Origin of the sequence: Geobacter sp. AOG2 (assembly GCF_019972295.1) — a bacterium.
Lineage (GTDB): Bacteria > Desulfobacterota > Desulfuromonadia > Geobacterales > Pseudopelobacteraceae > Oryzomonas.
Genome location: NZ_BLJA01000001.1, coordinates 3,822,241 through 3,848,761 on the forward strand (window position 1 = coordinate 3,822,241; position 26,521 = coordinate 3,848,761).

The following is a 26,521-nucleotide window of genomic DNA, read 5'->3' on the forward strand; positions in this document are numbered from 1 at the left end:
AATCTCGGTCGCCGCATGGGCGGAAAAGAACCCTTTCCGGACGGAAATCAGTTGAAGAAATACCGCACACCGAACGTCATGGAAAAACTGTCCGGATCAAACTCACCTACCTTGGCGCCACCGGCCTTGATATCGGCGTTCGGGGCGATAACCCCCTTGATCTCGGAGGTCAGGGCCAGTTGCCGCAGAAGGAAATAATCCGCTCCAGCCTTCACATGGACCCCTGCCACGGTATCCACATCCAGGCCGTTATTGGCGCCATTGACGAGGATGTCCAGCCCGAACCCGGCATAGGGGACCAACTTTTTGACCGGGAGGTTGAGATAGCGGTACTGTGCCCCCAGAGAGATATTGGTGGTATCGAAATCCGTACCAGCATCCGTACCGAAGCCGGTATGGGTAACCTCGAACTCGGCCGCGTAATTATTGAGAATGCCGTAGATAAGGCCGCCGCCGCCGACGAAGCCCGTATCCGTATGCCCCCTTCCGATCACGAAGCCGGTGCCGACCGCATCGCTGTCCGCGGGCACCAGGAAGCCGATTTCGCCCGTTATGCCAAATCTGTCCTTGATACTCTCCGTACTATTCGCGTCCGCCGCCATGGCACTCGTGCCAACCAAGCTGCAAACCAACACCAGACATGCCGCAATCATTTCCTTTTTCATGCTCTTTACCTCCATGTTTTTTCGTAGGCGTCCACATAGCAACTACAGGGCGCCCTGGGTGGAACTATTTGAACTTCGAGGTCGCCTCGTGGAAGGCGGCTTTGACTTCCGTCCAGGCCTTTTCCAGCCCGGTCTTCATATCTTCCCAGGCCTCATCGCCGGATGCCTTTAGTTCGCGCAGCCTTATCCCTGCTTCGCCCTGCTTGTGCTGCAAGGATTCGATGGCCTTGTAGTACTCGACCTTCATATCGGCCGTCATCTTTTCCGCCTTGGCTTTGAGCAGGGTGATCTGCGCATTCCATTCCTTCAATTGCGCATCGAGTCTTTCCTCATACGCCTTTCGTCGATCACTCATGACAATCACCTCCGGTTCATTCAAATAATGGCGGACAGTGCGATAGTGCCCGCCTCGGTCCAGGGGTTGGTAACGCAATGAGCATGCCGGAGGAGGGCGGTGGTCGCGGTGCACGTAACGGGCCGGATGTGCGGGATAAAAACCAGGCACGTGCGCGGGGTGGGGAAAAGCCGTCAGCGGGAAGCCGTCAAGTTTGACATATCCGCCATATATGGCGAACCCTTTGGGATCGGCGACGATATGCTCGCCCGCGTCTTTACGCGTGCCCCAGACAGTGGCGCCGGGAACCGAAGCCCCCCGAAGAACTCCTGCGACAATTTCATATAGTGGTACAATTACCTTGACGACAGAGGATGGATACCCATTCCACGGAAATTATACCATAAAGGAGAAACACCATGCCGAAGATAGTACGTTTTTATGAAACAGGAGATGCCGGGGTGCTCAGGATCGAGGAGTTGCCCCTTGTGGAGCCGGGAGAGGGAGAGATTCGCCTGAAGGTCGAGGCCATCGGCTTAAATCGCGCCGAGGTCATGTTCCGGCAGGGACGGTATCTGGAAGCTCCCAACCTTCCCTCGCGGCTCGGCTATGAAGCGGCGGGAACCGTAGACGCCGTGGGACCCGGCGTCGGCAGCGTCAAGATCGGCGACCGGGTAAGCACCATACCCTCATTTTCCGTCGGCGCCTATGGGGTCTACGGCGAAAGCGCCATCGTGCCGGCCTATGCCGCGGTCCCGTATCCGTCGGGGCTGTCGCCGGTCGAGGGGGCGGCGATCTGGATGCAGTACCTGACGGCTTTCGGGGCGCTTGTCGAATTCGGCAAATTGCAGAAAGGCGGCTCAGTACTGATCACCGCGGCGACCAGCAGCGTGGGCCTGGCCGCCATCCAGATCGCAAAATCCGTCGGGGCCACCGCCGTCGCCGCCACCCGGGGCAGAGGGAAGAAGGCCTTTCTCCTGGGCGCGGGGGCGGATCACGTCATCGTGACCGATGAAGAAGATCTGGTTGCGGGCGCCATGGCCCCTACCTCCGGGAAAGGCGTCGACATGGTCTTCGACCCCGTGGGCGGGCCGCTCTTGGAAACGCTTGCCGCCGCCGCCGGTCAAGGCGCGACGATCTTCGAGTACGGCGCATTGTCGCCCGAGCCGACGCCCTTTCCGTTGTTCGCGGCGCTGGGAAAAGGACTCTCCGTGCGGGGGTACACCCTGTTCGAGATCGTGAAGGACCCCGAACGGCTGGCCCGCGGCAAGCACTTCGTCTACAGCGGCCTCGAATCCGGCGCGCTGAAACCCGTCATCGACCGCACATTCCCGCTGGAGAGTATTGTGGAAGCCCACCGGTACATGGAGTCCAACCAGCAGAAAGGCAAGATAGTGGTGACGGTGTAACGGGGGTGAGAGGGGCAGTTGCGCATTCCGGCAAAGTACATGCACACCTGCCCCCCATTCTCTTTTCCCTGGCGTGTGAGCCGGACACGAGTACTCCGTGCCTGCTCTTTCCGCTGCCGAAGCAAACCGCGCTAATCACCTTGACGGCACTTTTAGCGTGGCAGCATAGCCTGTGGGAACAGGTCCCGGAGGAATGGCAGGGGGTGGCGCGGAGCCTTTGTATTTTCTTGAGTTAATTGGTAAGATACTACTGTATTTTCCGCAGTCGTGGTGATATGGAACGTGGTGGAGAGAAACCGGCCCCGGTGGAAAACATCACGGCCGGGACCGTTGGCTTGCCGACGGCGAATAAAAGCGGCATAAGAAGGAGGTATCGTGCCTTATCTGGAATGGAACGCCACATTTGAACTTGGTATCGAAGAATTCGACCACCACCACAAGTTCCTTGTGGACCTGCTGAACATGACCTATGACGGCCTTACCTGTGAAGCGCCTCGCGATGAGCTTGGGGCGGTTCTTGACGAACTGATCAATTATGCCGGCTATCACTTTGCCGCCGAAGAACACTGGATGGAGGTACACGACTACCCCGATGCCCCCCAGCACTGCGAGGAACACAAAAAATTCAGTACAAGGATTATGGAATTTCAGAAGGACTTTTACCAGGAAAAAGCGGACCTGTCTTTTGAGGTCCTGCAATTTCTCAATGGCTGGCTAACCGACCATATCCTCAAGACCGATGCCGGATATGGGCGCTTTGCCCAGGGGTTGTTGCCGGTCGCCCAGGAGGATCCTTGAGGAACATCGTTGAGGAGTGACATTGGGGGATACGTTTCGTAGAGTCGCAAAAGCCACATAAACGGTGTAATTCGTTACGCCCCGTTATTATACAAAGAGAGGCCCCCGGATCAGTCCCGCGGGCCTCTCTTTGTATGATTCTGGACAACGCTTCACCCACCCGCGGTCCGTCTTCCCTTCCGGTTCTCCTTCGTCTTTTCTGAACCTTGAAACTTTTTTACCAGTAAATCTCTTTGTTTATGTTTTTTATGGCATCGTTCCAGCTCAGCTTTTTTAAAAAGGGGTGCCAATTCCGGGGGGCGTTGAAAAACAAGCAGTCGCCTTTTTTCCAGATCGGCACCACGGTGCCGGCAAGACCGGCGCCTTGTGTGTGCGTTTGCAATTCTTTAATGATCTCCTGTTGCTCTTCATTGTTTTTAGAGCCAAAAGCAGGGTCCAGTGGGAATATTATAAGGTCTGCGCCCTGTTCTTTCACATGGGCCACTTTGAATCTCGGCATCGGTTTCACCTTTCCTCATACGCAGCCTGAGCTGCTATTGACATATCATCTGATTTGTTTCCGCGTCCACATGGATAATGTAATATATTCAGTTTACACAATACATATTCAATTTTCAATAGAAAAAACAGTATGTTAAAAAAATTAACACTCTCGATTTTGTGAAAGATATGACCGTAAACGGAGCTGTGTGCGAACTAACCGTTTTCACATGAAAAAAGCTCCCGGAACATTCCCGGAAGCCTTAGTTTGTATCATTTTGATAGAGCCGCAACGACCGTGCACATTTCTCTCTACCGCTGGCTCCTCCTGCCAGGCTACCCGGTGATGAGATCGGCCATAATGATTGTTTCCTGGATGACGGCGTCAGGGTATTCGATCTTCGAAGCGATGAGTTCACGTAACTGAATGAAAGAGGGGAGGTCAATCTCGTTGATTTTTAGTCCCAATCCCTGATCATTCTCGTAGATTACCGTGGCGGGGAATTGAAATTCCCTCTGAAAATAGCTGGCTTTCACATGTACCGGCTGATTGACGGGGATTTTTGCGTCGGTTTTTATGAACAGGCCCCGCAAGCTGATCTCCATAATCTCGCAGGATATGGTTTGTTCACCGTACTCGATGGTCGCCTGTGCCGAGACTTCGACCCTCGAAAATCTTCTCGTGTTCACGGTCATGTCGCCTCACTTAGATCGTGTCTACATGCTGCCTTTTTTTAACATAACATGATACATAAAAGATTCCAATTGTTTGATGCGTCAGGGCATCAGGGGGCGCCCCCCGCCCATTGTTACCGTCCGTAGCCTCGAATGAAAAGCGGGCCGTTTCAGGTGTTGTGATGCGCCGGGCTGTCCAGGAGCCGTTCGGCAGCCGCCAGGTCCTCCTCGGCCACCATGACCTCCTTCACCTTGGCCCCTTCGCCCAGGATCTGTAACGAATACTCGATGCCTCCTTCTTTCAGGAGGTCCGTTATCCGCCTCGCGTCAGAATCGCTCATCGCGTCGTAGAAGCGTGCCATATCCATTACCTCCGTTTCTTGCGATCCCGCGTGGATGTATGTTAACAATTTTATCATATCACGAATTGTCGGGATCGTTCACAATTTGATCGCCCTGACGAGGTGCCTTTGAGGTATAGTGGTGCTCCATACGGATAATCCCGGGACACGAACCTCGGCAGAAAGGATTCCTCTCCATGCGCGCCAAGCCCGATTTTCCCATACGCATCTTCTACGACGGCTCGTGCCCGGTCTGCAATGCCGAGGTGGAGGGATACGGGCGCAAGGACCGGGCGGGTCGCCTGATCCTGGTGGATGTGAGCTCGCCTGACTTCGACGCCTCCCCCTACAATATCACCCTGGCGGATTTCATGTACCAGATGCACGTCCTGGATAATTCCGGCCGGCTCTACCGCGGGGTGGACGCCTTCTGGGCCATCTGGCAGGCCTTCCCGGCCTCGCGGTTCCTGGGCCTGTGCGGCGTCCTGATCACTCTGCCGCTGGTGAACCCCTTGGCCAGGCTCTTTTACCGGGTGTTTGCCCGCCTCCGGGTCTATCTTCCGAAACGTCGCCGGGACTGCACGAGCGGTTCCTGCCGGACCGACGGGGGAGGGTCGGCTAACGGAGGCGGGCGCCCGTGATTTTGTCGAGGAAATGTGAAAAAAAAGGGTTTTTTCGTTGAGAAGAAAAACGGGCATGGCATCCGACGGTCCCGTGGGTTATAATGAGAACCGCCAGACACGACAAGCCGTACCACACTATGGACGCCGGACACGCGAATGAAGCCGTATCCCTACATCATAACCATCTCCTCGGAAAAAGGGGGGGTGGGCAAGACCACCCTGGCCAGCAATCTGGCCGTATTCCTGAAGGCCCTGCGAGAGAACCTGCCGGTCACTATCCTCTCCTTCGACAACCACTTCACCATTGACCGGATGTTCGCCCGGGATGGGCAGAGGTCGGAAGGCTCCGTTCTGGAGATGTTGGAGGGGGAACCGGCCGGTAGCTTGGTGCGTAGCGGCCAGTACGGCGTCGGCTATATCCCTTCCTCCGCCGGCCTGAATGCCCTTCATGCCCGCTTCACGGACCCCATGACCCTGACGCGCCTGCTGGCGGAATCCGGATTGCCGGGCGTGGTGATCATCGATACGCGTCCCGACCTGAATCCCCTGACCCAGAATGCCCTTTACGCCGCCGACCGGGTGTTGATCCCGGTTAAGGACATGGCCAGCATGGAGAACTGCAAGAACATCATCGCCCTGGCGGAGCGGCGCGGCATGGAGAGGGAGGCCCTGGCCCTGATCCCCTGCCTGGTGGACGAGCGGATCAAATATGAGGGGGACACCAGGGACCAGAAGACCCTGCTGAGGGCTTTCGCCGCAGAACGGGGCTACCGCTGCCTGGATATCTGCATCTCCAAAAGTCCCAAGGTGGAGAGCCTTACCACCAACCCGGACGGTAAGATCTATCCGATCCTGACTCATGCCAGAGGGACGGAGGTCCACGGACAGTTCCGGGAGATCGCCCTGGACGTGCTTAAGGCCCTGGATGCCCTTCCCGCGCCCCGCGCATCCTTTTTGTACCTGCCCGGACCGGCCGAGCAGGGGTTCAGGCCGATGCAGGATTTTCCGGTGCGCGCAGAAGGGCTGGCGGAGCGCTGCCTGATCTGCGGAATGCTGCTGGCGGAGCATCCCGAGGGACGCGGCTTCTACTACGAGACATCGGATTGGACCCGGCGCGGCTTTCTGCACAGTTCCTGCTTTGTGGACGTGCTCTGCGCCGCGCTCTACGGACTGACCCGCGATTCCCAGGGGTACGGCATAGCCCGCCTGGTGGTCGCCGAAAAGGCCCGCAAACAGGTAACCTTGATTCGCTCCAGGCGGGTCGGCGACTCAGACCGGGTCGATATCCGGCTGTTCGACGCCGAAGGTGAACAACAGTTTCAGAAGGAGTTGAGCCTGGACGAACCGGGGGAGGGGGAGGCCGTGGGAACCTATGACCGGCTCATGCAGTTGCTGAGCGGAGCCCTGCCCGGAGAGGGCACGGGCGCATGGTTGGCCGTGCACCCGGTTGATCCCGAATACCCCGAATCGGTCCTGGGGGAAGAACAGTACCGCGCCGTCCACCACGTGCAGTCCGTCATCAGCGGAGCTGCCGGCCTCTCCTGAGCAAGGGGGGCTCGCACGAAAACCGGGAATTCCCCTGCCGGAACCCGCCGTTTCTCTACCCCTCAGCCGCTCTTTCCCCCTCCTCTTCGAATCCCTTGACACAGCATTGCCAACCATGGTTTCGGGCCGGTTACGAAATGTTTTCAAAACCGTCACATCGGGGCTGAGAGACTTGTGGTATCGTTGTAATAACGTAATGGAAAGAGACAAGGAGGGGTGAGATATGGATCAGAGACATGCGATTCGGTACGATTCCGAACTATTGCCGAAAAAACTGGCCACGACCACCATTTTGCTGGGAGAAGACCGTTCCCTGGAATCGCAGGTGGTCAATTACTGCGCCCTTGGGATGAAGGTCATAATTCCCCCAGCCGTTATTCCTGACGATCCTCCAAAGAAAAACGACACCGTGAGGGTTCTTCTGCCGGTTACCGGAGGTGCACAACTGTGGTTTACCGGCATGTGTGTCCATGCCGAGAAAGAGCAGGATGGGTCCGTCGCCATGGGGATTTATTTTTACAACCCCACCGAACAGAACCATCTCCATGCGTTATTGTTTACCTCCCTTAACGAGTTATTCCAGGCGCCGGCATTCATCAGGCACGAATGGGAAGAGTTGGTGGGGAAATTGTGCGATTTCGATGACCCGGAGATGAAAGAGATCGGGCATCGGGAAATGGATATCATAAGGACGCATCGGCAAGGGAACCGCTTCCGGCCGGGCTGCGCTGCGGGTACGGACTGTGTTTGCACTTCCCGGTAACGGTTCGTTTCTTCCATAGGATCCCGCGGGGATCAGGGCGGCGGGACCGTCACGAGTTCTGCCCGTAACGGCTCGGAATCCCAGGTGACCTCAGGGTAAAGGGATTTATCGAGGCGGAGGTAGGTGCCGTCGAGCCCCGAAGGAGCCCACCAGCATTCTTTTCCCCGGTGAGGGGCTTCGTTGAAGAGATACAGGTCGTTGTTCTTGTCTCTGGCGATGTACATGGTATTTCCTCCTCACAAGTCCCGTGAAATAGTAGATATCCTATTGGTCGTAGTATGCCTCTCAATCCTTCCCAGAGATGATCCCTCCGTTTTCCGGTTCGAAGAAATGTTGCCGCACGATTTTCCTGGACTCCGTTACGGCCTTTGTCTGAACAAACGTACGCCTGCCGACCAACAGGCTATCGACGCGGGCAAGCTTGGCTGAACAATGGCTGGCCCAGGTTTTCGATGGTTTCGGTCTCCGCGGGAGCTTGCCGGGTGGTGTATCCTTGCGGGAGACGTGCTAAACTGTCCGGGCCGATTCGGGGAACACGACCGTGCGCCCGCGACCGGGATTCTTCACTCCTCGAAACAACCGGGAAAGGAGAGTGTCATCATGCGCGAACAGATACGTATCTATACCATCAATAAAGGTTGCCTGCACCAGTTTGTCGAAGAGTGGCGCGGGAAGATCCGGCCGCTCAGGGAAAAGCTCGGTTTCAGGATAATCGGGGCGTGGGCCGTGGAAGCCACCAACCAGTTTGTATGGGTTCAGAGGTACGAAGGGGACAAAAACTGGGAAGAGCAGGACCAAGCGTATTTCGCCTCGGACGAGAGGCGGGCCATGGAGCCGGACCCGGCGCGCCTGATCGCCAGGATGGAACAATACTTTGCGGAGCCGGTCCTGTAAGGCGCACAAGTCCCCCAGGACCCTTGAATCCCAGGGGACTTGCCCGGTATGGAACTTCTGTCAATCTCTCTCCCAACCCCGTTCCCCCCTCAGAGGTGGATTCCTCCCGAGACCTCCACCCGCTGGCCGTTGATCCAGCGGCAACCGTCGGACAACAGGGCGGCCACCGCGCCGCCGATGTCGTCCGGCAGGCCGACCCGGCCCAAGGCGGTCTGGGACGCGATGAAGCGGTTGATCTCGGCATTATCCCGCACCGCACCGCCGCCGAAGTCGGTCTCGATGGCGCCGGGGGCCACCGCGTTCACGGCGATCCCCCGCGGCCCCAACTCCAGGGCCAGGTAGCGGGTCAGGGTCTCGATGCCTCCCTTCATGGCGCCGTAGGCGCTGTAGCCGGGCAGGGAGAACCGGGCCAGGCCGGACGAGATGTTCACGATCCTCCCGCCGTCCTTGATGAGCGGCAGAAGCCGCTGGGTCAGGAAGAACACCCCCTTGAAATGGATGTTCATCAACAGGTCGAACTGCTCCTCGGTGGTTTCGGCGAAGGGTGCGTTGACGCCGACGCCTGCGTTGTTGACCAGAAAGTCGAAGTCGTTTCGCTGCCACGTCTGTGCCAGGGCTGTTTTGACCCTGTCTGCGAAGGCAGGGAAACCCTTGTGGTCCCCCGCGTCCAGGCGCAGGGCTACGGCCTTGCGGCCCGCGGCCGTCACCTTGGCGACAACCTCCGCCGCCTCGGCCTGCTTGCTGTTGTAGGTGATGATGACGTCATTGCCTGCGTCGGCCAAGTGCAGGGCGATGCTCTTGCCCAGGCCGCGGCTGGCGCCGGTTACAAGTGCGATGCTCATTTGCGGTTCCTTTCTCAGGTTAGTGTCGGGCTGTTCATGTCATAATCCTACTATACGCCCCCACACGTCCCGGGTGAAGGCATGATCGTGCGGAATGCTTGCCTGTTTCTCCAGTGTGCCACATTTTTTTCGCTACGCGAGCGCAAAACATTTGAGGCGGGCTCGGGAAGGGTCAAATAGGATTCGGGAAGTTTCTCATTGAAAAACGGTCCGGTTTCGGGCGATAACAGGCCATGGGTGAAATCAGGGAAAGGTATGCTGACGATGGCGCTGCCCGATGAGGAACTGACAAGGGTGGGGGAGGTGCTGGAACCGTTCTGCCGGACGCGGAGCGGCGATTCGGTCACGGTCGCCTGCCAGGTCCGGGGGAACCGGGTGACCCTGGTGGAGACCCGTCCTCTGTTTATCGACCCATCGATCATGAACAGCGTGAACGTGGCCCAGTTCGAGTTTGTCCCGGACCTCAAGGTCTGGACCCTGTACTGGTACGACCGGAAGAACCGGCGCCAGCCGTACCCCACGGGGCGTAACCGGGACAGCCTGGAAAAGCTGGTCGCGGAGGTGGCGGCCGATCCCACCGGCATCTTCTGGGACTGACCGGAATCTTTATTGGACTTATAGGACCTATGAATCCCATGGATCCTGACGCCAGCAACAGCAGAGCCCCCGGCAGCAATGCCGGGGGCATTCGTTTTTGTGCCCCATTATCTTTAGGAGAGGGGTATAATAAAGTAAGGCATTTGAGAGATCATGGATGACGCGAGGTGGCTGGTATGAAAAAGCTCATTCGCATACTGGCGGTACTCCTGATAGCGACAGCCGCGGTTCACGCCCTGCCGGCGCAGGCCGACCGGGGCGGGCAGGTGGTGGTGCGCGGAGGCGGGCGTTTCGGGCATGGCGGCTATGGCGGCGGTCACGGCGGGGTGGGGGTCTATATCGGGCCGGGATGGTGGGGGCCGGGGTGGGCGGGTTATCCCTATCCCTATTACCCCTACTATTATTATCCCTATTACCCCTCGCCGCCCGTTGTAGTGCAGCCGCCCGAGATTTATGTCGATCCCGCGCCCCAGGAGGAAACGCCGAGTTACTGGTATTTCTGTCCGGACCCGCAGGGATATTATCCCTATGTCAAAAAGTGCCCGAAGGGTTGGCTGAAGGTGGTTCCTCCTGCAAATCCGCCGGAGGGGGGAGGAGAAAAATGATACTTATCAAATTCATGCGAATGCGGGCGGCAGTAGCTGCGGTGCTGGTGGTGAGCGGTTGTGCGACCATACCGGCGGGCCCCAGCGTGCTCGTGCTGCCGGGGGCGGGAAAATCGTTCGAACAATTCCAGACCGATGACTATGTGTGCAGGCGCTGGGCGGAACAACAGATAGGCATGACGGCCCAGCAGACCGCTCAGGACAATACGGTTAAGGGGGCTGCGGTCGGGACCATGATTGGTGCCGGCGCCGGCGCGCTCCTGGGGGCGGCCAGCGGCCATGCGGGTGCCGGTGCGGCCATTGGCGCGGGCAGCGGGCTCTTGATGGGAACGGCTGTGGGTGCCGGCTCCGGTGAGGAATATGGCTGGGAATCCCAGCGGAGATACGACTACGCCTATGTGCAGTGCATGTATTCCAAAGGTAATGAAATCCCCGGCGCGGTGCACCAGTACCGGATACGGAAACGCACCACTCCGCCGCCACCGTCATCCGTACCGCCCGACTATGTGCCGCCGGAACAATAAGCTGGCCGGGCCAGGGGATTTATGGGACAAATGGGACAAATAAGCCTTTTATAAGTCCCATCGGTCCCATTTGTCCTATAAACTTTATACCCCCTACACCGCCCCTTCCTCAGACTCCGCCTTCGCCAATGTCTCCCGGATCAGTTCCCGGCACGCGTTGAAGTCGATCGGTTTGGAGATATAGGCGTCCATGCCGGCGGCGAGGCATCGCTCCTCGTCTTCCTTGAGGGCATGTGCCGTCATGGCGATGATGGGGATATGACCGCCGCGGCTGCGTTCCTTTCCGCGTATGGCGCCGGTGGCCTCAAAGCCGTTCATGTAGGGCATCTGCACGTCCATCAGGATCAGGTCGTACTCCCCTCCCTCCCACATCTCGACCACCTTCTGGCCGTTTTCGGCAAGGTCGATCTCGTAGTTGGTTCGCCGGAGCATTACCCCAAGCATCTTTCTGATGGTCTGGTCATCCTCGGCGAGGAGGAGACGCGGGCTTGCCTGCGCTCCGCTACCGGGGGTCGCCGCTGTCGGCGCGGTCTTCTGCGGCGTGGGGGCGGTATCGCGCTCCGGCTCCGCCTCGGCGAACGGGATATAGCAGAAAAAGGTGCTTCCCTTCCCTTCTTCGCTCTTGAAGGTAATCTTTCCCCCCATGCGCTCCACAATCTCCTTGCTGATGGCCAGGCCCAGGCCGGTGCCGCCGTGGATACGGGAGTGGGAATCGTCTATCTGGCTGAATTCGCGGAAGAGAAGGTTCTTTTTGTCCTCCGGGATACCGATGCCGGTGTCGGTAATGGCGAAGATGACCTCCCTCCCCCCGCCGTCGGTGCTGTCGCCTGTTGAGACGTTGATTGCCACCGTGCCCACCTCGGTAAACTTGATCGCATTACCCGTCAGGTTCGTCAATACCTGACTGAGCCGGGTCTGGTCACCGATCAGCGTATCGGGCACGGCATCGGCCACGGTAAACGTGAGGGTGATTTTCTTGTTCTTCGCGGCCGGGAACAAGATGTTTGCCGCATTTTTTACGCATTCCCGGATGGAGAACGGTTTCGGGTCAATGGATAGCTTGCCCGCTTCGATTTTGGTCAGGTCAAGGATGTCGTTCAAGATCCTGAGCAGTGAACCGGCCGAGGTGTGGGCCGCGGAGATGAATTCCCGTTGTTCAGCCTCAAGATTGCCGGATAGGACGAGGTCGAGCATGCCGAGGACTCCGGTCATGGGAGTTCGCAGCTCATGGCTCATGTTGGCCAGAAAACGGCTCTTGGTCCGGGTCCCCGACTCGGCCGCCTCCTTCGCCAGTTGCAGTGCCGCTTCGGCTTTACGCTGCTCGGAGATGTCGGTGTTCGTGCCGAACCAGCGGACCACCGTGCCTTCCCGGTCGCGCAGTGGCATCACCCGCGTGAGGAAAGGGCGAAACACGCCGTCCGCACCGAGGAGGGGGAATATCATATCGAACGGTTTACCGGTAGCGATCGAGTCCTGCCATTGTTCAACGACCTGTGGCAACACCTGGGGATCGTGGACCGACTGCCATCCCCAACCCTCCATTTGTTCGGGGCCGGTGCCGGTGTACTCGTACCAGCGCTGGTTGTACCAGGTTATCCAGCCGTCGGCGTTTGCCATCCAACAAAGCTGGGGTATGGCATCGGCGAGGGTGCGGAACCGCTCTTCGCTCTCCCGTAGGGCCTCCTCGGCCTGCTTGCGCTCGGAGATGTTGCGCGCCACGTGCACCGACCCGATCATCAGCCCCGCGTGGTCCAGAAGCGGGGTCGTGGAGACGAGATAGTCCCCGCCCAGGCTCTCCTCATATACTTCTTCCCGGTGTTCCCCGCCGTCGGTAAGGGTCCGGACGTGGGGACAGAATCCCGGCGGCAGGTCCGACCCGTGGATCGCCTCGTAGCAGCGCAGGCCCACGCACTCCTCGGGCGTCCGGCCGAGCTGCTCCGCCATGGCCCGGTTGACGCGCACCACCCGGTGGTGGTGGTCGATGATGGCGATCAGGTCGGGAACGCTGTTGAAGGTCAGTTCCCATTCGTCCCTGGTACGTTGCAACTCTGCCTCGGCACGCTTGATCTCGGTGATGTCCCGGCAGGTCACTATCGACCCCACGATTACGCCGTCCCGATCGCGAATGGGGGCGAAGCTGTAGCTTCCTGTCCATGTTTCGCCGGTGTCCTTGCGGCGCAAGGTATACTCCGCGTTGGTGGCCGACTCTCCGCGGAGCGCGCGGGGGACCGCCCACTGTTCCGTGGGCGACGGCTCGCCGTTGGCCTGGAACACCTCCAGGATGTCGGAGTATTCGGCAAAGGAGGTGATGCATTCGTCCTTGCTGCGAAACCGGAGATAGGTGGCAAAGGCGTCGTTGAATTCGACGAACCGCGCCTCCGCATCGGTGATGAACAGGGCGTCGTTCATGCTGGCAAGGGCCGCCTCCAGCTTGGTCCTGCTCTCGGCCGCCTCGGCCTCGGCCCGCTTGCGCTCGGTGATGTCGTGCATCATCACCTGGATGGCGACCCCCTGCCGGTCCACGAAGGTCACCGCCGCCACCTCCACCTGCCGCTCGCTGCCGTCCGGCCGCAGGACGCTGGTTTCCGTCAGCGGTACACCGCCGCCGCGCAGGAGGGTCTTGATCCGCTCGGTCATGGCGGCATGGAAATCCGGGTGGACGAAATCATAGGGCGTCCGGCCGATAACGGCGGCGCCGTCGGCCCCGAACAGCTCCAGCGCCGCCCGGTTCGCGTATTCGATGCGGTTGTCGCGGTTGATGAAGATGGCGATCGGAGCGGTCTCCACGAGACCGCGGTACCGCTCTTCGTTTTTGCGCAGCTCATCGATCATCCGCTTGCGCTCGGTGATGTCGATGAGGGTGACCACCAGGCCGTCGATAACCCCCGCCGGGGTCCGGTAGGGGAAGAGGCGCTTCAGGTAGCACCGGTCGCTGTCCAGGGTCGTCACCTCGCGCTCGGCGAAGGGCTGCCCCGCCAGGACGGTCTCCGCGTCGCGGGTGAAGGTGGGCCAATCGATCTTGCCCGCAAAGTGCCGGAAGGGGCGGCCGCTGTCGGCCGGGATCAGGTTGAAGAGGGTGGCGGCGGCCGGGGTGAAGCCCTTGAGGTCCAGCCTGCGGTCGAGGAAGATCGTGGCGATCCCCGAGGTGGCCAGCAGGTTCTCCATGTTGCTGTTGGCCTGGTTCAGTTCCTCAACCTTGCCCTGCAATTCGGCGTTGACCGTCACCAGCTCCTCGTTCAGGGCCTGCAACTCCTCCTTGGAGGTCTCCAACTCCTCGTTGGTGGACTGGAGTTCCTCGTTGGCGGACTGGAACTCCTCGTTGATGGACATCAACTCCTCGCTGGCCGACAGGAACCCCTCGTTGGAGCTCTCCAACTGCTCGGTGGTGGCCTGGAGCTGTTCGTGGGTGATGTGCAACTGCTCTTCCAGCTGGCGGATCAACTGTTCCCGCGAGGTCTCGCCCTCGGATGCCTCCTCTTCCCCGGCCGGGAGCGATGGGGCGGCCGACGAGGCGGCCGGCTCGAAGACGACCATCAGCAGCTTCCCGCCCGACGGAGAGGCGCCCAGCGGCTTGACCAGGATATTGACCGTCGTCCCGTCCCCGTCGTTGACCTTCACGCCCCGGAAGTTCACCTCGCCCTGCTCGGCGAACCCCTTGTAGATCGCCGCCCTCAGGGCCGGCCGCAGCTCCTCCCGGGCCATCTTCAGGATGTCGCGGCTCTGCTCGCCCACCGGGACCTCCAGGAAGCGGCCCGTGCGGGAGGAGGTATGGATCACCTCGTACTTCTCGTTGATCACCACCCCCGGCGGGGCGTAGCGCTCCACCAGGAACCGGTCGGCCATGGCGTCGGGGGACGGCTCCCGGATTTCGGCCGGGCGGGCGGGGCGCTGTTTCCCCGGCAGCCGGATCGACGTGGCGAGGGGGAACGGGTTCTCGACGCGGTGCGCACCTTCGCGGCGGATGAAGATCTTCCACTTCTTGTCGAGCGTGGTGAACAGCTCGCTCCGGTGCCCCACCGATTCCGCGCTGCCGAGGAAGAGGACGCCCCCCGGTTTCAGGACCTGGTGGAACAGGGTGATGAGCCGTTTCTGCATGTCCGGGTTGAGGTAGATGAGGAAGTTGCGGCAGGCCAGAAAGTCGAGGCGCGAGAACGGGGGGTCCTTGATCAGGCTGTGGTGGGCGAAGACGACCATCTCCCGCAGGGCTTTCGCCACCTGCCAGTGGCCGTCGCCCCCGGTGAAGAAGGCCTTCAGGCGCTCCTCGCCCACGTCGGATACGGCGGCGTCGTCGTACAGGCCGGCCCGGGCCTGGGCGACCGCAACCTCGTCGATGTCGGTGGCAAAGATCTGCGCCCTGGCGGCAAGCCGGTGCTCGTCCAGGTATTCCCGGATCAGCATGGCCATGGAGTAGGCCTCCTCGCCGGTGGCGCAACAGGTATGCCAGATCCGGACCGGGTCATCCGGGTCCCGGTCCGCGAACAGTCGCGGGATGACCTCCCGGCGCAGGGTGTCGAACGCCTCCGGGTCGCGGAAGAAGCCGGTCACGCCGATGAGGATGTCCTGGCACAGGGCGTGGGCCTCCTGGTGGTTTTTCCGCAGCAGGGCGATGTACTTCCCGATCCCCGCCGCGTCGTTCACCGCCATGCGCCGCTCGATGCGCCGGATCACGGTGCTTGTCTTGTAGGAACTGAAGTCGTGGCCGGTGACGGCCTTCACGACGGTAAAGATGGCGTGCAGGTCGTCCTCCATGGTGGCGGGATGGCAGGCCTGGGCGGCGAGGCTGCAGACCCCGCGGGCGATCTCGGCGAGCTTCACCGGGATCGCCTCCGCCGGCAGGACCAGGCTCGCCGCACCGGCGGCAATGACGCTCCGGGGCATGGCGGGGCTGACGGCCGAGGCCGGGTCCTGCGCGATGACCGTGCCGCCCGCCGCCCGGATCGCCCGCGCCCCCACCGTCCCGTCGGTGCCGAAACCGGACAGGACCACGGCAATCACGTTCCCTCCCCGCGCCTCGGCCAGGGAGTGGAACAGGCGGTCGATGGGATGGTGCGCCCTGAGCGGCTCTGCGGGGTCGGCAAGGTGGAGCAGCAGCCGGTCTCCGCTCACGGTCAGCCCTCTGCCTGCCGGGATCACGTGGATCCGGTCGGGAGCCAGCGGCATCTCGTCCTCGGCCGTCACGACCTCCATGGTGGTATAGCGGCCCAGCATCTCGGCCAGAAACGACGGGCCGCTTGCCGGGAGGTGCATGACCACCACGAAGGCGACACCGCAGTCGGTGGGCATGGCGGTAAAGAGCTGCTCCAGGGCTTCCTGACCGCCTGCGGAGGCGCCGATGGCGACGACGAGGCAGGGTGGTGGTGCTTCCGCAGTGGAGGCCGCGCTGCTTTTTTCCGAGGATGATGTTTTCTTGATGGACATGGTGGTGCGCCTTGGTCTGGTGAGGTTTCGCTCCGGCCCCGTGGTGAGGGCTAAAGCCGATGCGCCTCTCTGGTGGGTCGGAGACTCGTGAATCAAAGAAAAATTAGCACACAAAATAAAAAAAACCAATAGCAAGCGGATAGTTCAGAAAAGATCGGATTCACACCGGAGGAGCGCTAAAAACGTCATATGACGGTAACCGACGGGGAATATGAGCAACGTTTGTGTCCCACCTCCAGGATCGTGCAATGGTGGCGACCATTCAGGCGTCATCCCCGGCATAAGGCTATTCGGATTTTTTTTGTCTTTTTTCCACATGTGTTGATAACCATGTGGAAAAAAATTGATTGCACGACGTAACGCGGTGCCTCACCGACATCATCCGCCTCAACGCCCCCTCGCCGTGTCCGGGAAACCCCCCACACAAAAAACGTAACTCCACGGACATATTTTTTGCACATTCTGTTGTAGTGTCCAAGCTACGGATTATCCCCAACGCCTTTCCAAGGTGAAGCGATCCGAAAAAACCGAGAAAGATACACAAAAAGGAGGATGACTGTAATGTACAAGAAACATTATCTGGCCCTTACCGGGGCACTGGTCGCGGCATATCTGCTCATGGCCGGCTGCGCGAACGACTCCACGACCCAGGCTGGCCCCTTTGCTGTTGTGGCCATGACCGACGGTACGACCGGTGCCGAACCGTACCTGGTGAGAGACGGCGCCATAACCCTGATCAAGGACATCAACCCGGGAACCGGCGATTCCAGCCCTATCGGCTTTACCGCCTTTAACGGCAAAATTTATTTCTTTGCCACCGATAATACGTCGTATGGACTCTGGGCTACCGACGGTACCTCGGCCGGGACCACCCAGGTAAAGGCCTTTCATACAACCACCATAACCAAAACCACGGACATGGTGGTTACAACGGCTTCCAAATCGAGCAATTTCTCAGGTTTTGCGGTATTCAACGGCAAACTCTATTTTGCTGCCGACGACGGCACCAACGGTACCGAATTGTGGGCCACGGACGGCACCACGGCAGGCACCGCCATGGTGGCGGACATCAACCCGACCGCGGGCAGCAGTTCCTATCCCACAGGATTTACGGTCTTCAACGGCAAGCTCTATTTCCGTGCTGGTGACGGCACCAACGGTACCGAATTGTGGGCCACGGACGGCACCACGGCCGGCACCGCCATGGTGGCGGACATCAACCCGGCCGCGGGCAAAGGTTCCTATCCCTCGGGATTTGCGGCCTTCAACGGCAAACTCTATTTCCAGGCTGATGACGGCACCAACGGTACCGAATTGTGGGTTACGGACGGCACCACGGCCGGCACCGCCATGGTGGCGGACATCAACCCGACTGCGGGCAGCGATTCCTATCCCTCGGGATTTACGGTCTTCAACGGCAAACTCTATTTCCGGGCTGATGACGGCACCAACGGTACCGAACTGTGGGCTACGGACGGCACCACGGTCGGCACTGTCATGGTGGCGGACATCAAGCCAACTGCGGGCAGCAGTTCCTATCCCTCGGGATTTACGGTCTTCAACGGCAAGCTCTATTTCTCTGCCGACGACGGCACCAATGGCGCTGAACTATGGGCTACGGACGGCACCGCAGCCGGCACCGCCATGGTGGCGGACATCAACCCGGCTGCGGGCAGCAGTTCCTATCCCTCGGGATTTACGGTCTACAACGGCAAACTCTATTTCTCTGCCGAAGACAGCACCAATGGCGCTGAGCTGTGGGTTACAGACGGCACCACAGCCGGCACCGTCATGGTGGCGGACATATTTTCGGGATCAAGTGGTTCACATGCTGCGTCACTCCAGTATTTTGCCAGCATGACCGGGTCGGCCTGCCTGCACGGGGACTTCAAGACCTTCCTGCTCGGGGCTTATGACGCCGCTCATGGCCTGGAGATATGGAGCACCGACGGCACGGCAAGCGGGACAAAGCTGTTGACGGACCTGAACCCTGGAACGGGTGACGGCATCGCCTCGCCCAACATCAAATAATAGCAAAAGCCCTCCTGTCTGTACGTACCGTGTATAGGCAGGAGGAATGTGCTTCGGGCGCCGTTTTCCCGGAGAAGAACGTCATACAAAAAGCCCTCGGGTCCGCCGGGGGCTTTTTGTATGGCTGATACGGAGGGGGCAGGGAGGCCCCGGGCCTACGTCATCATGCATGAATGGGGACAGCTCGGGCGCCGCCACCGGATTTCTGACCTTCCAACCGATCTCCTCCCTTTCAAGCGGGACCGTGCCGGTGGCGTCCCACATCTCGCTTTTGTTCCATCCCCTCGCCGATCCGAAAACGACACGGAATATTCACCAAAATGTAACAGCCGTTTGGGTAACTATTTGATACATATATTCATCATTGCTTTAACGAGCCCACGGCCGCACCTTTACGGCCAGGCCAAGACGGACACGACCCTGGCGTCGCTGTACCGGAGGCTGTTCATAAGGGATTCCATTCCTGCGCACATCTTTGCCTGAGAGGAACGCCATGATAAAAAAGATTGGTCACAACTACACGAGGGACCCCTATCCGTGGGACGGCGCCGAAATCCTTTCCCATTCCGCTTCATGGACGTGTTGCGGCATGAATCTCCCGGCGACGTATTTTAGCTGCCCGATGTGCGAAAAAGAGCGGAATCCGGGTAGGGAGGCCGGGATCGGTAGACCTCTGGACAGTGATGGCTTTGAGATCGGAGGAGTAGCGGTGGCGGCGGGCCAATGCCCTGAGTGATAAATCTTGCGGGTGGGTAATCTCCAGGCGTCACGACGCTTGGGGAACACTATGTATCTACGGCTTTGAAATTTTGTCGCTCAGGACGAGATTTATTTTGCGGAGGGTTTTCTGGAAGTGTTCGACTTCATCCACCGTTAAGGTAGTCAGCAACTCCATGGCGAATTTCTGATCCAGCGGCTTGAGCTTGGCCGCCAATTGCTCTCCCTCTTCCGTGACATGCAAGGCATATGAGCGGCGGTCCAGTGGGTGGTCGACCCTTCTCACCCACCCCTTTTTCTCCAGCCGGTCTAACAGTTTTGTAATATTATTGGCGTCTTTTTCGGTAATAGAGGCAAGTTCCCGCTGTGTTATCCCATTGTGCTCGACCAGTTTGCTCAGGATGGACCACTGCTCTGCCGTAATGTCGAAAGCCTTGAACCGTATGTTGAACAATTGGCTGAATTTTCTGGCGACTGCGTTTATAACAAACCCCAAAGCGTCATCGGCAGTTAGCATTGTTACCCCCTCGTAACATACGTCCACAAACAATATCATTAGGTATAGTTTGTAGACGTAATAAAATCAAGCGCCTTTTGGCCGGTACGCTTACGGGGGGATTCTGGAAAGTTCTCGATCTGGCGGTGAAACCTGCACGCCGGCTGAATCGGCAGCATTAGGTCTCGACCGTATACGTTGTTTCCGGGCAGCGGTTGCGGCATGCCGTTTTTGATGGATCTCGGCTTTGCCGGTCCATAAATAAAGGCCTCTCGACGGTGTTGACCGTCAAGAGGCCTTTATTGTGCTGCGGGAGGTGCAGGCTTTGCGTGTTGTGTGACAGGGCTCGGGTTTGTCGGGTTAATAGATGTAAAACATTGCATCATAGTTCTTTACATCGGTGACGGAGGTATCGGTCCTCTCGCTCCATCCGTAGGCCAACGTGCACAGAACGGTTACCAGGAAACACACCATGACCATAATTGTCGATTGCTTTTTCATAACTTTTTCTCCTTTTGGAATATTAGTTTGTCGTACCCTTGGTGGCAAATTTCCCAGGAATGAACCTTGCGTGGGGCTGCATGCACCGCCAGTCATTCCCTCATCCTGTTTACAACTATAGTACGCTTACGTACTATAGTCAAGTTTATTTTACATGAACGTAGAATAAAAAAGATCACCCCCTTTGCTCGTGCGGGGTGATCTTTTTTTATGATACTTTTCAATAGGTTATTTGGCCTGGGCGCTCAAGGCGGGCACCGTGGCCGGCGGCTTAGTCGGCCTCGATCCTGAATTTTTCTTTGCCGGCGGCCACGAGTTCCTTCAGTGACGGCCCTTCCATCTCGGCAGCGACGTCGGTCAAAAGGTCCGGGATCGGGATCTGCTGGGGGCATTTGTCCAGGCAGGCGCCGCAGGCCGTGCACAGGGAGGCGTACCCCGGTTTGGCGCTGAGCAGTTCGTCGCTCATCCGCAGGGCATAGATGAACTTTGCCTCCATCTCGTTGCCGAACATATGCATCTTGTTGTAGACATCGAAACAGCCGGGGATATCCACGCCCGCGGGGCAGGGCATGCAGTACCCGCAACCGGTGCAGCCGACCTTCATCAGCTCCTGATATTTCCGGCTGACCCGGTCCACCAGGGACAATTCCTCCCCGGTCAAGGCCCCGCTTTCGGCAGAATCGGCGATGGCCAGGTTCTCCTCGATGTGGCGCTCCTCGTTCATGCCGGAGAGCAGCAGCGTGACCTCCGGGTGGTTCCACACCCAGCGCAGCGCCCATTCCACGGGGGTGCGCCGGACGGCGGCCTCGCTCCAGATCCCGGCCACGGCGGGCGGCGGAGTGGGTAGGCCCAGGTTCCCTCCGCGCAGCGGTTCCATGGCGATCACCCCCAGACCTCTGGCGGCGGCGTAGCGCATTCCGGCGGCACCGGCCTGGAATTCCCGGTCCAGGAAATTGTACTGGATCTGGCAAAACACCCAGGGGTAGGCATCCACGATCCGGCTGAAATCCGGCCCCAGCCCGTGGAAGGAAAAACCGGCGTTGACGATCCGCCCGTCCGCCCGGGCCCGGTCCAGAAAGTCCGCGACGCCCAGGCTCGCCATGGTGTCCCACTGGGGGCCGTCCAGGCTATGGACGAGGTAGTAGTCGATGCGGTCGGTGCCCAGTTTTTCCAGTTGGGCCGCCAGGTACCGGTCCATGTCGGCGCGGCTCCTGATCATCCACGAGGGGAGTTTGGTCGCCACCTTCACCCGGTCCCGGTAACCGTCCTTCAGGGCCTTCCCCAGCAGGATCTCGCTCTCGCCCCCGTGATAGGGCCACGCCGTGTCCATGTAGTTCACGCCGTTGTCGATGGCATGGCGGATCTGGGCAATCGCCCGCGCCTCGTCGATCCGGCCGTCCTTCATGGGGAGGCGCATGCACCCGAATCCCAGCACGGAAAGCTTATCCCCATTCTTCGGCATGGTTCTGTATTGCATGGCTATCTCTCCTTTGCGTCCCGCGCGTCGCACGTCATGGTTTGCCGTCATAGTAGGCTGCAACGGGCCGAAAATTCAATACCTGTTCCTGCCGATAACTTGCCTGTTTCTCCGGGATTCCGCGAGGGGAAAGGCGTCAGGCGTCCGCGCTTATGGTGCGGGACCCCGGCCCGCCGTGCGCCAGGTGACCGCCTCCACCACCAGTCCCGCATACGCCCCGGCGATCACGTCGCTCAGAAAATGGTAATCGGTCGCGATCAGGGCCAGCGCCAGGAGCAACAGCAGCGCCAGGCATGCCGGGCGACAGCGCGGATGGAAGCGCCACACCACCGCCGCCATGGCGGTGACGACCACCATGTGCCCGGAGGGGAAGCCGGAATGCCGCCCATCCGCCCCGAACCACTGGAACCCGTACTCCTGCGGGGCCATGAGCCATTCCCTGGTGTTGATCCTGCCGAAGACCGGTTTCAGGAGCGCTTTTGCCGCAAAGGCCGCGGGGGCGGCGATGGCGAGCATCTTGTAACTGAGCGCGGCGGCGTCGATGCCGTGGCGGGAAATTCGCTGGCGGAACAGGGCGTAGGAGGCGGCCGAGACGCAGGCCACCAGGAGGAGCAGGGCGTCGGGGAGGGTCGAGGTGTAGTGCGCCCAGGCCTTGTTTGCGTAGAGCGCGCGCCAGACGAAGCGGGCGACGGGGATGTCCAGGCGGGCCACGCAGAGCCAGGTCGCCAGGGCCGCGGGGACCAGGCCCGCCAGGAGGGCGGCTTCGTAGCCGGGGCGTTTTCGGGCGGATGTGTGCGGCACCTTCTGAGCTGGAATAGGCGTCCCCTTTGGCCGGTTCATGTTACGGTACGATGTTACGGTGGTACTACGGTACTATACGGTTGTTCGCCGTCCTTTGCAAGTTGCCCTCGGATTTCCCGGCGGAATGCGGGAAACATCCCCCGCTTCTTGCAAAGCCCCCCCTTCCCGTGTATAATCCAACCACCATAACGACACCCGTCGGCCACGCAACGATGCTCGGCACACCCTCACCCGGTGGCCGGGCATTTTTTTTTGCCGCCGGCCGGCCTACCCGGAAAAGGAGGAAGCGTATGAAAGCAGTGTGGGAAAAAGTATTCGAGTATGCATCGATGCCGGTGCACGGCAGCCTGTCGCGCAAACTGCGCAAGGGGATCAGGGTCCAGATCAACGAAGGGAAGATCTATTCCGAGGCCACCCTGTTCCTGGGGGAGGAATACGTGCGCATCTCCGAAGAGGAAGGGCAGGGCGAGGCGATCAACACCTACGTCGATTGGAACAAGGTGGAGTCGGTACGCACCTACAGCGAGCAGGAAGAGGCCGGACGCAAGCGGAAATAAGGCAGGACGGCGCGGTCCCGGCGTCGCCGACGGGTCGCCGGACCGCGCACCCAACCAAGGAGGGCCCATGGCCGCAATCACATTCTGGGAAAAAACGGGCTGCCAGGGAAACGCCCGGCAAAAAGAGATCCTCCTCGCCTCCGGGCACGAGCTGGAGGTGCGCGACCTGCTCACCGAACCGTGGAGCGCGGACACCCTGGCGCTCTTCTTCGGGGAGCGTCCCGTGGGGGAATGGTTCAACCCGGCCCACCCAAAGGTCAAATCCGGGGAGGTCGTCCCCGGCGATTTCAGCCGGCAGGAGGCGCTCGCCCTCATGGTGGCCGAACCGCTGTACATCGTGCGGCCCCTCATGCAGGTAGGCGACGAACGGCTGGCCGGGTTCGAGGTGGAACAGGTGCACAACTGGATCGGCCTCGCCCTGGACAGTGTCGGCGAACGGGACCCCAGGAACTGCCCGTGCGTCACCCGGACCGCCGCGCCGTGATCCCCGAACCGCAGCGGATCGCCATCCACCAGGCCGGCCATGCCGTCGCGCAAACCCTCGTGGGACGGCGCCGCTTTACCGTGGCCAGCGTCTCCATCGACGCCGAACCGGCCCGGAGCCGCCACGGGCTGCCCGCCCAGGGCCAGGCCCTGCTGGACCGGGAGACCTTCCTGGGGCTCTACGAATTCGGGCTGGTCACCCTGGCGGGCATCGCCGCCGAAGAACGCTACCTGGCCCAGGACGAACCGGCCGACGACCCCGTGGTGGCCCTCAGCGACCTGGCCGAATGGCAGGAACAGGCCTGGGACGCCCTCCAGGACGAGGCCAGGGTAGGGATCGTCAGCCTGAACGTCATGCGCAAGCTGGGGGAATGGATGGCCGACGACGGCATCTGGGTGGTGGTGGAGCAGGTGGCCCAAGCCCTGCTGGCCCACGGGACCATCCAGGGGGAGGTGTTGCAGCAACTGCTGGCCCCCCTGGAGGAGTACCGGGGGAAGGGGTAAAACCATGGGAGTTATAGGTTATGGGGAAAATCATGGGAGTTATAGGTTATGGGGAAAATCATGGGAGTTATAGGTTATGGGGAAAATCATGGGAGTTATAGGTTATGGGGAAAATCATGGGAGTTATAGGTTATGGGGAAAACCATGGGAGTTATAGGCTATGGGACTTATGGGACAAATAGGACTCATGGGAAAGCTCATAAACCCTCTGATTTCCCATTTGTCCCATAGGTCCTATAGGTCCCATGGTTTTCCATAGATCCCATGGTTTCCCAATAGGACAAATAGGACCAATAGGACTTATAGGAAAGCTCATCCCCCTTCCTGGTTTCCCATAAGTCCCATAGGTCCCATAAGTCCCATGATTTCCCATAAGTCCTATAACTCCCATTATCCTCCCTCCTCCCCCCCATTCTTTCCACAGTTTTTTTGTTGAGAAGCCCCCCCGATTGCGGTAGATTATCAGCCGGAAAGGGGTTAAAACCATGAAATACTCAAAACTTACCTCATTGCTCTCCATCCTGGCGCTGAGCGCGTGCGCCACGCTCCCCGCCGGTCCCAGCGTCAATGTCCTGCCCGCCCAGGGCAAGCCGTTCGAAACCTTTATGAAGGAGGACGCGGCCTGCCGCCAGTGGGCCGAACGGCAGACCGGCAACTCCACCCAGGACACCTACGATAAGGACCTGGCCACCGGGGCCATTGCCGGCACCGCCGTGGGCACCGGGCTGGGCGCGGCCATCGGCTCCGCCTCCGGCCATGTGGGCGCGGGTGCCGCCGTGGGCGCCGCCACCGGCCTGCTCTTCGGCTCGGCCATCGGCTCCGGCGCGGCGCAGGAAAGCAGCCGCGAGGTCCAGCGCCGCTACGACAACGCCTACATGCAGTGCATGTACAGCTACGGCAACCAGGTGCCCGGCTACCATCCCATGGTCGCACAGACCAAACCCGCCGCCGTCCCGCCGCCGCCCCCAACCCCGCCGGTCGCAGCCGATCAGGCTTACGACGTGCCCGACGACGCCGTGGCCCCGCCGGAAGACACCCCGCCGCCCGCGCCGCCCGAGGTCGCACCCCCTGCCACGCAATACGCCGCCCCGCCGCCGGTGTATATCGAGCAGGCCCCCCAATTCGTCTACTCGCCCCAGATCGGCATGTACGTCGCCGTGGGCGTCCCCTACGACCTGGTCTACACCGGCTCGGAGTATTTCTACTGGTACGGCGGCAACTGGTATCGCGGCCCCTACTACAACGGCCCGTGGACCTATGCAACCCGCGCCTACTACCCCCGGCCGCTGCTCCAGTACCGCATCGGCTATATCCGCCACTACCGCAACTACGAGTACGGCCAGTGGCGCCGGTACGGCACCCGCTACCAGGGGCGCTTCCACCGCCCCGTATATCGGAGATAACAACCAGAAAAGCCCCGGCGACCGGGGCTTTTTTTTGTGGGATTGATGGGGATTATAGGAAAAATAGGAAAATGGGACTTATAGGAATTATAGGACTCATGGGAAAGCTCATCCCCCCTCATGGTTTCCCATAGGTCCTATTGGTCCTATAGGTCCCATTGGTCCCATAAAGCTCATCCCCCCTCCTGGTTTCCCATAAGTCCCATTATTCCTATTAGTCCCATAAAGCCCAGCCCCCCGGTACCCCTATCCCCCGATTTGGCGTATACTATACTTATCAAGCAAAAACAAAAAAGGAGAACGCCATGAACCAGTCCATTATCAAGGGCGTCATGGTCGGTATAGCGACGGTGGCGCTTGCGGTTGCCGGAGTGGCAGGCTACAAGACAATGCACCCCACGTCTGCGGATGTCGTCGCAGTGAAGGAGATCACCAGGACGGTCGAAACCCCGCGCCGGGAATGCCGGGATGTGCAGGTACAACGGCGTGCGCCGACCTCCGACCCCAACCGGATCGCCGGGACGGTGATCGGCGGCCTGGCGGGCGGCCTGCTGGGTAACCAGATCGGCAGGGGCGCGGGCAATGCCGTGGCCACGATTGCCGGGGCCGCCGGCGGAGCCTATGTGGGCAACCAGGTGCAGGGCGGCATGCAGAGAAACGATATAGTCACCGCCACGAAACGCATCTGCAAGACGGTCTACGACAAGACGATGCAGGTGGTGGGCTATGACGTCACCTATCGCCTCAAGGGCAAGGAAGACGTGGTAAGGCTGGCCTACCGGCCGGGCGCCACGCTGCCGGTGGAGAACGGGCAGGTGGTCGCTGCTCCGCCGGTAACGACCCAGTGACGGGTGCATCCGGGAAGATGGCTGTCCCGGAATTCCCAGGGGTGCGGTAGTCCCATAGCTCCCCAGGAAGAGGGGCCGATACGGGGCGCATGCAATGCACCCCTAAGTGTATGATTGCGTCAAAAAGATACAAACAGAGGCCTCCGGAAAAGTTCCGGGGGTTATTTTTTGTGTGATAACGGTGGGTTCG

Annotated in this window: 27 protein-coding genes; 15 read left to right on the top strand and 12 right to left on the bottom strand. The window is 60.0% G+C overall.

The window, feature by feature from the left end:
- Positions 1-47: 47 nt before the first annotated feature.
- Both LDN12_RS17355 and LDN12_RS17360 read right to left on the bottom strand, forming a co-directional pair.
- Complete coding sequence (locus tag LDN12_RS17355; protein ID WP_223923905.1) at positions 48-665, bottom strand: outer membrane beta-barrel protein; 618 nt, start codon at positions 663-665, stop codon at positions 48-50.
- A 64-nt stretch (positions 666-729) separates the two neighbouring features.
- Positions 730-1,020, bottom strand: a complete 291-nt coding sequence (locus tag LDN12_RS17360; protein WP_223923906.1) for a coiled coil domain-containing protein — start codon at positions 1,018-1,020, stop codon at positions 730-732.
- A gap of 398 nt (positions 1,021-1,418) precedes the next feature.
- Here LDN12_RS17360 and LDN12_RS17365 point away from each other — a divergent pair, with 398 nt between their 5' ends.
- Positions 1,419-2,408, top strand: coding sequence for a zinc-dependent alcohol dehydrogenase family protein (locus LDN12_RS17365; protein WP_223923907.1), 990 nt, complete (start codon positions 1,419-1,421; stop codon positions 2,406-2,408).
- A gap of 375 nt (positions 2,409-2,783) precedes the next feature.
- The gene (locus tag LDN12_RS17370) at positions 2,784-3,206 is read left to right on the top strand and encodes a bacteriohemerythrin (RefSeq protein WP_223923908.1); all 423 of its coding nucleotides are present in this window, start codon (positions 2,784-2,786) and stop codon (positions 3,204-3,206) included.
- A 217-nt stretch (positions 3,207-3,423) separates the two neighbouring features.
- Here the strand turns inward: LDN12_RS17370 and LDN12_RS17375 are convergent, their stop codons facing one another.
- The 3 genes from LDN12_RS17375 to LDN12_RS17385 form a co-directional block, all read right to left on the bottom strand.
- Positions 3,424-3,705, bottom strand: a complete 282-nt coding sequence (locus LDN12_RS17375) for a hypothetical protein (protein ID WP_223923909.1) — start codon at positions 3,703-3,705, stop codon at positions 3,424-3,426.
- Between the two features lie 317 nt (positions 3,706-4,022).
- Positions 4,023-4,376, bottom strand: coding sequence for a PilZ domain-containing protein (locus LDN12_RS17380; RefSeq protein WP_223923910.1), 354 nt, complete (start codon positions 4,374-4,376; stop codon positions 4,023-4,025).
- A gap of 155 nt (positions 4,377-4,531) precedes the next feature.
- A complete protein-coding gene (locus LDN12_RS17385) occupies positions 4,532-4,723 on the bottom strand; it encodes a hypothetical protein (RefSeq protein WP_223923911.1) in 192 nt (63 codons plus the stop codon).
- Between the two features lie 176 nt (positions 4,724-4,899).
- Between LDN12_RS17385 and LDN12_RS17390 the strand changes: the two genes are divergently transcribed.
- The 3 genes from LDN12_RS17390 to LDN12_RS17400 all read left to right on the top strand — a co-directional run bounded on the left by LDN12_RS17390 (position 4,900) and on the right by LDN12_RS17400 (position 7,633).
- Complete coding sequence (locus LDN12_RS17390) at positions 4,900-5,343, top strand: thiol-disulfide oxidoreductase DCC family protein (RefSeq protein WP_223923912.1); 444 nt, start codon at positions 4,900-4,902, stop codon at positions 5,341-5,343.
- A gap of 138 nt (positions 5,344-5,481) precedes the next feature.
- Positions 5,482-6,870, top strand: coding sequence for a ParA family protein (locus LDN12_RS17395; protein ID WP_223923913.1), 1,389 nt, complete (start codon positions 5,482-5,484; stop codon positions 6,868-6,870).
- A 223-nt stretch (positions 6,871-7,093) separates the two neighbouring features.
- A complete protein-coding gene (locus tag LDN12_RS17400) occupies positions 7,094-7,633 on the top strand; it encodes a PilZ domain-containing protein (RefSeq protein ID WP_223923914.1) in 540 nt (179 codons plus the stop codon).
- Between the two features lie 32 nt (positions 7,634-7,665).
- Here the strand turns inward: LDN12_RS17400 and LDN12_RS17405 are convergent, their stop codons facing one another.
- Positions 7,666-7,857, bottom strand: a complete 192-nt coding sequence (locus LDN12_RS17405) for a hypothetical protein (protein ID WP_223923915.1) — start codon at positions 7,855-7,857, stop codon at positions 7,666-7,668.
- Positions 7,858-8,233: 376 nt separating this feature from the next.
- Between LDN12_RS17405 and LDN12_RS17410 the strand changes: the two genes are divergently transcribed.
- Positions 8,234-8,527: an NIPSNAP family protein gene (locus LDN12_RS17410; RefSeq protein WP_223923916.1), complete on the top strand. Its 294-nt coding sequence runs from the start codon at positions 8,234-8,236 to the stop codon at positions 8,525-8,527.
- Between the two features lie 89 nt (positions 8,528-8,616).
- On the opposite strand, the gene LDN12_RS17415 is transcribed toward LDN12_RS17410, so the two are convergent.
- Positions 8,617-9,369 (bottom strand): SDR family NAD(P)-dependent oxidoreductase, encoded by a 753-nt coding sequence (locus LDN12_RS17415; protein ID WP_223923917.1) that lies wholly within the window; start codon positions 9,367-9,369, stop codon positions 8,617-8,619.
- A 255-nt stretch (positions 9,370-9,624) separates the two neighbouring features.
- On the opposite strand from LDN12_RS17415, the gene LDN12_RS17420 reads away from it, so the two are divergent.
- From LDN12_RS17420 to LDN12_RS17430, 3 genes are all read left to right on the top strand, one after another.
- Complete coding sequence (locus LDN12_RS17420) at positions 9,625-9,966, top strand: DUF3024 domain-containing protein (RefSeq protein ID WP_223923918.1); 342 nt, start codon at positions 9,625-9,627, stop codon at positions 9,964-9,966.
- Positions 9,967-10,142: 176 nt separating this feature from the next.
- Complete coding sequence (locus LDN12_RS17425) at positions 10,143-10,571, top strand: hypothetical protein (protein ID WP_223923919.1); 429 nt, start codon at positions 10,143-10,145, stop codon at positions 10,569-10,571.
- On the top strand, positions 10,568-11,095 hold the full coding sequence (locus tag LDN12_RS17430; protein WP_223923920.1) for a glycine zipper family protein: 528 nt from the start codon (positions 10,568-10,570) through the stop codon (positions 11,093-11,095). The genes LDN12_RS17425 and LDN12_RS17430 overlap by 4 nt, the downstream gene beginning before the upstream one ends.
- Positions 11,096-11,188: 93 nt before the next feature.
- On the opposite strand, the gene LDN12_RS17435 is transcribed toward LDN12_RS17430, so the two are convergent.
- A complete protein-coding gene (locus LDN12_RS17435) occupies positions 11,189-16,513 on the bottom strand; it encodes a PAS domain-containing protein (protein WP_223923921.1) in 5,325 nt (1,774 codons plus the stop codon).
- 561 nt (positions 16,514-17,074) lie between these two features.
- Here LDN12_RS17435 and LDN12_RS17440 point away from each other — a divergent pair.
- Entirely contained in the window at positions 17,075-18,544 is a 1,470-nt protein-coding gene (locus tag LDN12_RS17440) for an ELWxxDGT repeat protein (RefSeq protein WP_223923922.1), read from the top strand.
- A gap of 793 nt (positions 18,545-19,337) precedes the next feature.
- Here LDN12_RS17440 and LDN12_RS17445 read toward each other — a convergent pair.
- From LDN12_RS17445 to LDN12_RS17460, 4 genes are all read right to left on the bottom strand, one after another.
- Complete coding sequence (locus tag LDN12_RS17445; RefSeq protein ID WP_223923923.1) at positions 19,338-19,778, bottom strand: MarR family winged helix-turn-helix transcriptional regulator; 441 nt, start codon at positions 19,776-19,778, stop codon at positions 19,338-19,340.
- 339 nt (positions 19,779-20,117) lie between these two features.
- The gene (locus LDN12_RS17450) at positions 20,118-20,258 is read right to left on the bottom strand and encodes a hypothetical protein (protein ID WP_223923924.1); all 141 of its coding nucleotides are present in this window, start codon (positions 20,256-20,258) and stop codon (positions 20,118-20,120) included.
- 271 nt (positions 20,259-20,529) lie between these two features.
- Positions 20,530-21,735, bottom strand: coding sequence for an aldo/keto reductase (locus tag LDN12_RS17455; protein ID WP_223923925.1), 1,206 nt, complete (start codon positions 21,733-21,735; stop codon positions 20,530-20,532).
- A 150-nt stretch (positions 21,736-21,885) separates the two neighbouring features.
- The gene (locus tag LDN12_RS17460; protein WP_223923926.1) at positions 21,886-22,575 is read right to left on the bottom strand and encodes a phosphatase PAP2 family protein; all 690 of its coding nucleotides are present in this window, start codon (positions 22,573-22,575) and stop codon (positions 21,886-21,888) included.
- A 251-nt stretch (positions 22,576-22,826) separates the two neighbouring features.
- Between LDN12_RS17460 and LDN12_RS17465 the strand changes: the two genes are divergently transcribed.
- The 5 genes from LDN12_RS17465 (at position 22,827) to LDN12_RS17485 (ending at position 26,331) form a co-directional block, all read left to right on the top strand.
- Positions 22,827-23,093: a hypothetical protein gene (locus LDN12_RS17465; RefSeq protein WP_223923927.1), complete on the top strand. Its 267-nt coding sequence runs from the start codon at positions 22,827-22,829 to the stop codon at positions 23,091-23,093.
- Between the two features lie 67 nt (positions 23,094-23,160).
- Positions 23,161-23,577 carry a hypothetical protein gene (locus tag LDN12_RS17470; RefSeq protein ID WP_223923928.1) on the top strand — a complete coding sequence of 139 codons (417 nt, stop codon included), beginning with the start codon at positions 23,161-23,163 and terminating at the stop codon, positions 23,575-23,577.
- Positions 23,550-24,080, top strand: coding sequence for a hypothetical protein (locus LDN12_RS17475; protein ID WP_223923929.1), 531 nt, complete (start codon positions 23,550-23,552; stop codon positions 24,078-24,080). Before LDN12_RS17470 ends, LDN12_RS17475 begins: the two co-directional genes overlap by 28 nt.
- A gap of 485 nt (positions 24,081-24,565) precedes the next feature.
- Positions 24,566-25,483, top strand: coding sequence for a hypothetical protein (locus tag LDN12_RS17480; protein WP_223924103.1), 918 nt, complete (start codon positions 24,566-24,568; stop codon positions 25,481-25,483).
- A gap of 305 nt (positions 25,484-25,788) precedes the next feature.
- On the top strand, positions 25,789-26,331 hold the full coding sequence (locus LDN12_RS17485) for a glycine zipper 2TM domain-containing protein (RefSeq protein ID WP_223923930.1): 543 nt from the start codon (positions 25,789-25,791) through the stop codon (positions 26,329-26,331).
- The last annotated feature ends 190 nt before the right edge of the window (positions 26,332-26,521 follow it).

Coding starts and splice junctions, on each gene's coding strand:
- LDN12_RS17355 (WP_223923905.1), bottom strand. CDS start 665: ATGAAAAAGGAAATGATTGCGGCATGTCTGGTGTTGGTTTGCAGCTTG.
- LDN12_RS17360 (WP_223923906.1), bottom strand. CDS start 1,020: ATGAGTGATCGACGAAAGGCGTATGAGGAAAGACTCGATGCGCAATTG.
- LDN12_RS17365 (WP_223923907.1), top strand. CDS start 1,419: ATGCCGAAGATAGTACGTTTTTATGAAACAGGAGATGCCGGGGTGCTC.
- LDN12_RS17375 (WP_223923909.1), bottom strand. CDS start 3,705: ATGCCGAGATTCAAAGTGGCCCATGTGAAAGAACAGGGCGCAGACCTT.
- LDN12_RS17385 (WP_223923911.1), bottom strand. CDS start 4,723: ATGGCACGCTTCTACGACGCGATGAGCGATTCTGACGCGAGGCGGATA.
- LDN12_RS17390 (WP_223923912.1), top strand. CDS start 4,900: ATGCGCGCCAAGCCCGATTTTCCCATACGCATCTTCTACGACGGCTCG.
- LDN12_RS17395 (WP_223923913.1), top strand. CDS start 5,482: ATGAAGCCGTATCCCTACATCATAACCATCTCCTCGGAAAAAGGGGGG.
- LDN12_RS17400 (WP_223923914.1), top strand. CDS start 7,094: ATGGATCAGAGACATGCGATTCGGTACGATTCCGAACTATTGCCGAAA.
- LDN12_RS17405 (WP_223923915.1), bottom strand. CDS start 7,857: ATGTACATCGCCAGAGACAAGAACAACGACCTGTATCTCTTCAACGAA.
- LDN12_RS17410 (WP_223923916.1), top strand. CDS start 8,234: ATGCGCGAACAGATACGTATCTATACCATCAATAAAGGTTGCCTGCAC.
- LDN12_RS17415 (WP_223923917.1), bottom strand. CDS start 9,369: ATGAGCATCGCACTTGTAACCGGCGCCAGCCGCGGCCTGGGCAAGAGC.
- LDN12_RS17420 (WP_223923918.1), top strand. CDS start 9,625: ATGCTGACGATGGCGCTGCCCGATGAGGAACTGACAAGGGTGGGGGAG.
- LDN12_RS17425 (WP_223923919.1), top strand. CDS start 10,143: ATGAAAAAGCTCATTCGCATACTGGCGGTACTCCTGATAGCGACAGCC.
- LDN12_RS17430 (WP_223923920.1), top strand. CDS start 10,568: ATGATACTTATCAAATTCATGCGAATGCGGGCGGCAGTAGCTGCGGTG.
- LDN12_RS17435 (WP_223923921.1), bottom strand. CDS start 16,513: ATGTCCATCAAGAAAACATCATCCTCGGAAAAAAGCAGCGCGGCCTCC.
- LDN12_RS17440 (WP_223923922.1), top strand. CDS start 17,075: ATGTACAAGAAACATTATCTGGCCCTTACCGGGGCACTGGTCGCGGCA.
- LDN12_RS17445 (WP_223923923.1), bottom strand. CDS start 19,778: ATGCTAACTGCCGATGACGCTTTGGGGTTTGTTATAAACGCAGTCGCC.
- LDN12_RS17450 (WP_223923924.1), bottom strand. CDS start 20,258: ATGAAAAAGCAATCGACAATTATGGTCATGGTGTGTTTCCTGGTAACC.
- LDN12_RS17455 (WP_223923925.1), bottom strand. CDS start 21,735: ATGCAATACAGAACCATGCCGAAGAATGGGGATAAGCTTTCCGTGCTG.
- LDN12_RS17460 (WP_223923926.1), bottom strand. CDS start 22,575: ATGAACCGGCCAAAGGGGACGCCTATTCCAGCTCAGAAGGTGCCGCAC.
- LDN12_RS17465 (WP_223923927.1), top strand. CDS start 22,827: ATGAAAGCAGTGTGGGAAAAAGTATTCGAGTATGCATCGATGCCGGTG.
- LDN12_RS17470 (WP_223923928.1), top strand. CDS start 23,161: ATGGCCGCAATCACATTCTGGGAAAAAACGGGCTGCCAGGGAAACGCC.
- LDN12_RS17480 (WP_223924103.1), top strand. CDS start 24,566: ATGAAATACTCAAAACTTACCTCATTGCTCTCCATCCTGGCGCTGAGC.
- LDN12_RS17485 (WP_223923930.1), top strand. CDS start 25,789: ATGAACCAGTCCATTATCAAGGGCGTCATGGTCGGTATAGCGACGGTG.